Raw genomic sequence first — 6,373 nt, forward strand, 5'->3', positions numbered from 1 at the left:
GGCCGGTGCGGGGTGTGCACCGGCCACCCGGCTTCCGGGTCCTACTTGACCTTGATCTGCTCGTACACCGGGACGCTGAACTGGTTCAGCGCGACGTTGGTGATCCGGTCCGAGTAACCGGCGCTGCCGTTCTGGTACCAGAGCGGGATGACGGGCATCTGTTCGGCGAGGACCCTCTCCGCGTCCTGGAACGTGGCGACGGCCTTGGCCTTGTCGGACTCGGCGTTGGCCTTGTCGATCAAGGAGTCGAACTGCTTGTTGCTCCACTTGCCGTCATTGGACGAGGCGTTGGTGTAGTAGGTCGGCTGCAGGAAGTTCTGGATCAGCGGATAGTCCATCTGCCAGCCCGCGCGCCACGGTCCGATCAGCTTCTGCTGGGAGACCTGGCTGCGGAAGTCGGCGAAGGTGCCGATCGGGGCGCCGACGCAGGCCTTGTTGTTGCCCAGCGCGTTGTTGATGCTGTTGCAGACGGCGTCGACCCACTCCTTGTGCGAGCCGGTGTCCGCGTTGTACGAGATCTTCAGCTGGCCGCCGGGGATCCCGCCGCCCTCCTGGACCAGTTTCTTGGCGTCCGCCGCGTTGTACTCGCACGGGGCACCGCAGAGCCCCTTCTTGAAGCCGCCCTCCTCGCCGAGGACCGGGGAGGTCCAGTCGGAGGCGGGGGTGCGGGTATTCCGGAAGATCTGGCTGGTGATCTGGTCCCGGTTGATCGCCATCGACAGGCCCCGCCGGACCTTGATGCCTCCGGGGGTGTCCCACCTCTTGTCGTAGAAGGGGAAGGCGATCGTCTGGATGATGCCGGCCGGGGTGTTGATGTAGCGGTCGCCGAGGTCCGCCTTGACGTTCTTCAGCTGCGCGGCCGGCACGTCGTCGACGAGGTCGAGGTTGCCCGCGACCAGGTCGGTGTAGGCGGTGTTGCTGTCCGTGTAGACCTTGAGGTCGATGCCGCCGTTCTGCGCCTTGTCGTCCCCGGGGTAACCGTCCCACTTGCGCAGGCTCATCGAGGAGCCCTTGGTGTAGTTCTCGATGGTGTACGGGCCGTTGCCGATGGGCTTGGACACCCAGGCGGCGTGATCGGTGAAGAAGGCCTTCGGCAGGGGTGCGAAGGCCGGGTAGCCGAGCGTGTCCGGCCAGAGCGAGAACTTCTGCGACAGCTTGACCGTGAAGGTCTTCGGGTCGACGACCTTGAGGCCGGAGAGCGTGGTCGCGGAGGCACTGCCGGTGTTCGGGTGGACCTTGTCGTAGCCGTCGATGTAGCCGAAGAAATAGGCGTTCTTCTGATTGTTCTTCAGCAGGGCGCCGTAGTTCCAGGCGTCCACGAACGAGTGCGCCGTGACCTTCTCGCCGTTGCTGAAGGTCCAGCCGTCCTTCAGAGTGATGGTGAAGTTCTGCGAGTCGGTGGACTCGATCTTTTCGGCCAGCATGTTCGTGGCCGCACCGGTCTTCGGGTCGTACTTCTTCAGCCCCCGGAAGACCATGTCGAGGACTTTGCCGCCCTGCACCTCGTTGGTGTTGGCGGGCTCGAGCGGGTTCTGCGGGTCACCCCAGGAAGAGCTCACAATCCCATTGGCGCCACCGCCACCACCGCCGCCCCCGCCCCCGCCGCCGCAGGCCGTCGCCGTCAGGGCAACGGCAACTGCGCAAGCGGCCCACTTGGCTTGTGTGGCTCCGCGCATGGAAAGCCTCCTTATCGGTCCTCATCACGCTTAGAGCCAAATATCACCTCATCAACAGATCAACGCATCAGCACTACGGCCGCCCGTGGTACCCCGTCACCGGAACGGCCGGATGCCCCCGCGCAACGAAGGAGACACACCAGGGATCGGACACGGACCCGCGATCCGATCAGGGGCAACCCGCGCCGCCCGTGCACGGCGGCCCTGTCCGCCGTGCCCGCTGCTGAAGGACCACGGACGGGTACGTGAGCGAAGCACCGCCGCCGGTACAGGTGACGGGCGGCCGTGACAGCCTCTGACGGCCCGCCACTGTCCGGAGCTTCCGGTACCGCCCCGGACGTCCCGCGGGCATACGCCCACCGGGACCGCCCGGAGTGACTGTGCGGGCACACGACAGGGCGCCCGGAACCGTGTTCCGGGCGCCCTGTCGGTGTATGCCTGTCGAGGCAGGGTCACGCCGCGCCGACGACGTCCTTCTCCTCGGCGAAGTGGCAGGCCGACTCATGCGCGGCCGGGGTGTCCGAGGACTTGAAGCGCTCGGGGATCGCCAGCAGCGGCACCTCCGTGGCGCACTTGTCCTCGGCCTTCCAGCAGCGGGTGCGGAAGCGGCAGCCCGACGGCGGGTTCGCCGGCGACGGGACGTCACCGCTGAGGATGATCCGCTCGCGGCGCTCACGGGCCTCCGGGTCCGGAACCGGGACCGCCGACAGCAGCGCCTGGGTGTAGGGGTGCGTCGGGTGGTCGTAGATCTCCGTGTCCGTACCGATCTCGGCAATCTTGCCGAGGTACATGACGCCGACCCGGTCGGAGATGTGCCGGACGATCGACAGGTCGTGCGCGATGAAGAGGTAGGAGAGGTTGAACTCGTCCTGCAGCTTCTCCATCAGGTTGATGACCTGTGCCTGCACCGACACGTCGAGCGCGGAGACCGGCTCGTCGCAGATGATGATCTCCGGGTTGAGCGCGAGACCGCGGGCGATGCCGATGCGCTGGCGCTGACCGCCGGAGAACTGGTGCGGATAACGGTTGATGTACTCCGGGTTGAGACCCACGACATCCAGGAGGTCCTGCACCTTGCGGCGCCGGTCACCCTTCGGGGCCACCTCGGGATGGATCTCGAAGGTCTCCCCGATGATGTCGCCGACCGTCATACGGGGGTTCAGCGAGGTGTACGGGTCCTGGAACACCATCTGGATGTTGCGGCGCACGGCCTTGAGCGCGCGACCGGACAGCTTGGTGATGTCCTGGCCCTTGAAGAAGACCTCACCGGCGGTGGCCCGCTCCAGCGTCATCAGGAGCTTGGCGACCGTGGACTTGCCACAGCCGGACTCACCCACGATGCCGAGTGTCTCGCCCTGGTACAGGTCGAACGAGACGCCGTCCACGGCCTTGACCGCACCGACCTGCTTCTTGAACAGGATGCCCTGGGTCAACGGGAAGTGCTTGACCAGGTTGCGGACCTGAAGGATCGGTTCGCCCTTCGACACCGGCGCCTCGATGGCGGCAACGGCCTCCGCCTCGGTGGCCGCGTCGACCGTCTCCACTTCGGTGACGTTCGGGGTGGCGTCCACGGGCTCCTTGTTGATGTCAGCCATGGATCGTCTCCTTCCAGAAGTGGCAGGCGCTGCCGCGGCCGACCAGCTCGATGCCGTCCTGCTCGGTCACCGGGCGCAGGGCCGGAATGTCCGTACGGCAGATGTCCTGCGCCATCGTGCAGCGCGGGTTGAAGGCACAACCCGAGGGCACGTGCAGCAGGTTGGGCGGCAGCCCCTTGATCGCGAAGAGCTCCTGGCCCTTCTGGTCCAGCCGCGGGATCGACTCCAGCAGACCCTTGGTGTACGGGTGTGCCGGGCGCTTGTAGATCTCGTGGACCGGGGAGGTCTCGACGATCCGGCCCGCGTACATCACGGCGATCTTGTCCGCGACGTCGGCGACGACACCGAGGTCGTGCGTGATCAGGATGAGACCCATGTTGTACTCGCGCTGGAGCTCGGCGAGGAGGTCCATCACCTGGGCCTGCACGGTCACGTCGAGCGCGGTGGTCGGCTCGTCCGCGATGATCAGGTCCGGCTCCAGGGCCAGCGCCATGGCGATCATGATGCGCTGGCGCATACCGCCGGAGAACTGGTGCGGGTAGTCCGAGACCCGGGCCTTGGCGGCCGGGATCTTGACCTGGTCCATCAGATCGATGGCCTTGGCCGTCGCGTCCTTCTTGGACATGCCCTGGTGGACCCGGAACATCTCGCCGAGCTGGTAGCCGACGGTGAGCACGGGGTTCAGCGAGGAGAGCGCGTCCTGGAAGATCATCGCGATCTTCTGGCCACGGATCTGCCGACGCTCCTCGTAGGACATCTTCAGCATGTCCTGGCCGCGGAAGAGGATCTCCCCCTGGGGGATCTTGCCCGGCGGCATGTCGAGGATGCCCATGATGGCCTGCGCCGTCACGGACTTGCCGGAGCCGGACTCGCCGAGAACGGCGAGCGTCTCCCCTGCGTTCACGCTGTAGTTCACGCCGTTGACGGCCTTGACCACACCGTCGCGGGTGTGGAACTCCACATGCAGGTCACGGACGTCGAGCAGCGGGCCGACGTGGTCGTCACCCGAGCGCGGGGACGGGACTTCGGGGGTCTTGTCGATGGTAGTCACGTACGCCCTCCTTATCGCGACTTCGGATCGAGGGCGTTGCGGACGGCTTCGCCGAGCATGATGAACGCCAGAACGGTGATGCTGAGCATGATCGACGGGTACAGCAGGACATGCTGTGCGACGCGGATCTGGCTGAGGCCGCCGGAGATGTCGATGCCCCACGAGATCGTCGGGTCGGCAAGACCCAGCCCCAGGTAGGACAGGGTCGCCTCGGCCGAGATGTACACACCCAGCGAGATGGTCGCGACGACGATCACCGGGGCCATGGCGTTCGGCAGGATGTGCTTGAACAGGATCCGGGGCGTGCTCGCACCCAGGGCCCTGGCGGCCTGGACGTAGTCCGACTGCTTGATCGTGATCACGGCACCGCGCATGACTCGCGCGATCTGTGTCCAGCCGAGGAACGCGAGGGCGAGGATCACGACCCAGACGGTGCGGTCGCTGAACGCCTGCAGGACCACCATGCTGCCGAGCAGGAAGGGCAGTCCGAGGAAGATGTTGGTGAACCCGGACAGGAGGGCGTCGACCCAGCCGCCGAAGTAGCCGCCCACCATGCCGATCAGGCCACCGAACACGGTCACCACCGCGGTGACGGAGATACCGACGATCACCGAGGCCCGGGTGCCGTAGATGACACGCGCGTAGACACTTCGGCCCTGAAGGTCGTAACCCAGCCACTCGGGCGATCCGACCTTGCCGAGTTCGGGCTTGCTCAGGAAGTGGTGCACCAGGTCGCCCCTGGTCGGCGAGGCGCCGGTGAAGAGGCCCGGGAACGCCGTCATCACGAGCAGGATCACGATGAGGACGGACGAGATGATGAAGTACCAGTTGGAGCGCAGGTCGATCCAGGCGTCGCCCCAGAGGCTGCGGGCCTTCTCCGCCTTCACGGTCGCCGGCTCCGCGGCTGCGTTCTTCGGGTCTTCGGTCGCGGGTGCGGTCTTGATCGCGTCAGGCATAACGGATCCTCGGGTCCAGGACCGCGTACAGCAGGTCGACGAGCAGGCTCATGAAGAGGTAGACGAGCACCAGGATGGTGACCAGGCCGACCAGGGTGGTGCCCTCGCGTCGGACGATCGACTCGTAGATGGTGCCGCCGATGCCCTTCACGTTGAACAGGCCTTCGGTCACGACCGCGCCGCCCATCAGGGCACCCAGGTCGGTTCCGAGGAAGGTGATGACGGGGATCAGCGAGTTGCGCATCAGGTGCACACCGATGATGCGGCGCTTGGGAAGTCCCTTGGCCACGGCGGTACGCATGTAGTCCGAGCGCAGGTTCTCGGCCATCGTCGTACGCGTCAGTCGCGCCACGTAGGCGAGGGAGAGCGACCCGAGCACGACGGCCGGTGCTATCAGCTCGCCCCACGTCGCCTCGTTCGAGACGTTCGGCGCGATCCAGTCGAGCTGGAACGCGAACACCGACTTGATGATGAAGCCGAGAACGAAGACCGGGATCGAGATGATCAGCAGGGTGAAGACCAGGATCACGTTGTCCGCGAGGCGGCCGGCGCGCAGCCCGGCGACCATGCCGAGGCCGATACCGAGAACGATCTCGATGAGGAACGCCATGGCGGCCAGTCGCAGGGTGACGGGGAACGCGTCACCGAGTACGTCCGTGACCGGGCGACCGCTGGCTATCTGAGTGCCGAAATCACCATGCAGGACAATGCCCGACATGTAATTCCAGTACTGCTGCAGGATCGGTTGGTCCAGCCCCAGTTGGTGCCGCATGGCGGCCAGGGTGGCAGGGTCGGCACCCTTGTCCCCGAAGAGTCCCCGCACGGGGTCGCCGGGCAGGGTGTAGACCATCAGGAAGATCAGCAGAGTTGTCCCGATGAAGACCGGGATCATCTGGAGCAGTCGTCGTGCGACATAGCGCCCCATCATGCCTCCATGTAAATAGGCAAGCAGCAGCCGACGGGCCCTCCCCCGTCATCGACCCCTCGTAAGGGCGTCGACGTCGTGGGAGGGCCCCCCGGCCACGGCGTGCAGGATGGTGTGGGACCGATGTCAGTGTCGGTCCCGCACCGGCCCGCGGACTACGTCGTCGGTTA

Annotated in this window: 5 protein-coding genes; all 5 read right to left on the reverse strand. The window is 66.0% G+C overall.

Translation table 11 applies throughout. The annotated features are described in order from the left end of the window. Positions 1-41: 41 nt before the first annotated feature. Entirely contained in the window at positions 42-1,676 is a 1,635-nt protein-coding gene (locus ACFU6I_RS47350) for an ABC transporter substrate-binding protein (protein ID WP_384380463.1), read from the reverse strand. A 452-nt stretch (positions 1,677-2,128) separates the two neighbouring features. After that, complete coding sequence (locus tag ACFU6I_RS47355) at positions 2,129-3,271, reverse strand: dipeptide ABC transporter ATP-binding protein (protein ID WP_345510556.1); 1,143 nt, start codon at positions 3,269-3,271, stop codon at positions 2,129-2,131. After that, positions 3,264-4,322, reverse strand: a complete 1,059-nt coding sequence (locus tag ACFU6I_RS47360) for an ABC transporter ATP-binding protein (protein WP_384380466.1) — start codon at positions 4,320-4,322, stop codon at positions 3,264-3,266. The genes ACFU6I_RS47355 and ACFU6I_RS47360 overlap by 8 nt, the downstream gene beginning before the upstream one ends. Positions 4,323-4,333: 11 nt before the next feature. Continuing rightward, entirely contained in the window at positions 4,334-5,278 is a 945-nt protein-coding gene (locus ACFU6I_RS47365) for an ABC transporter permease (protein ID WP_384036837.1), read from the reverse strand. Further along, positions 5,271-6,203: an ABC transporter permease gene (locus ACFU6I_RS47370; protein WP_384380468.1), complete on the reverse strand. Its 933-nt coding sequence runs from the start codon at positions 6,201-6,203 to the stop codon at positions 5,271-5,273. Before ACFU6I_RS47370 ends, ACFU6I_RS47365 begins: the two co-directional genes overlap by 8 nt. Between the last annotated feature and the right edge of the window lie 170 nt (positions 6,204-6,373).

It is taken from the genome of Streptomyces sp. NPDC057486 (assembly GCF_042802415.1).
In the GTDB taxonomy this organism is placed as follows: Bacteria; Actinomycetota; Actinomycetes; order Streptomycetales; family Streptomycetaceae; genus Streptomyces; species Streptomyces yanii.

Excerpts from the sequence above, each read along its gene's own strand:
- ACFU6I_RS47350 (WP_384380463.1), bottom strand. The coding sequence starts at position 1,676 with ATGCGCGGAGCCACACAAGCCAAGTGGGCCGCTTGCGCAGTTGCCGTT.
- ACFU6I_RS47355 (WP_345510556.1), bottom strand. The coding sequence starts at position 3,271 with ATGGCTGACATCAACAAGGAGCCCGTGGACGCCACCCCGAACGTCACC.
- ACFU6I_RS47365 (WP_384036837.1), bottom strand. The coding sequence starts at position 5,278 with ATGCCTGACGCGATCAAGACCGCACCCGCGACCGAAGACCCGAAGAAC.
- ACFU6I_RS47370 (WP_384380468.1), bottom strand. The coding sequence starts at position 6,203 with ATGGGGCGCTATGTCGCACGACGACTGCTCCAGATGATCCCGGTCTTC.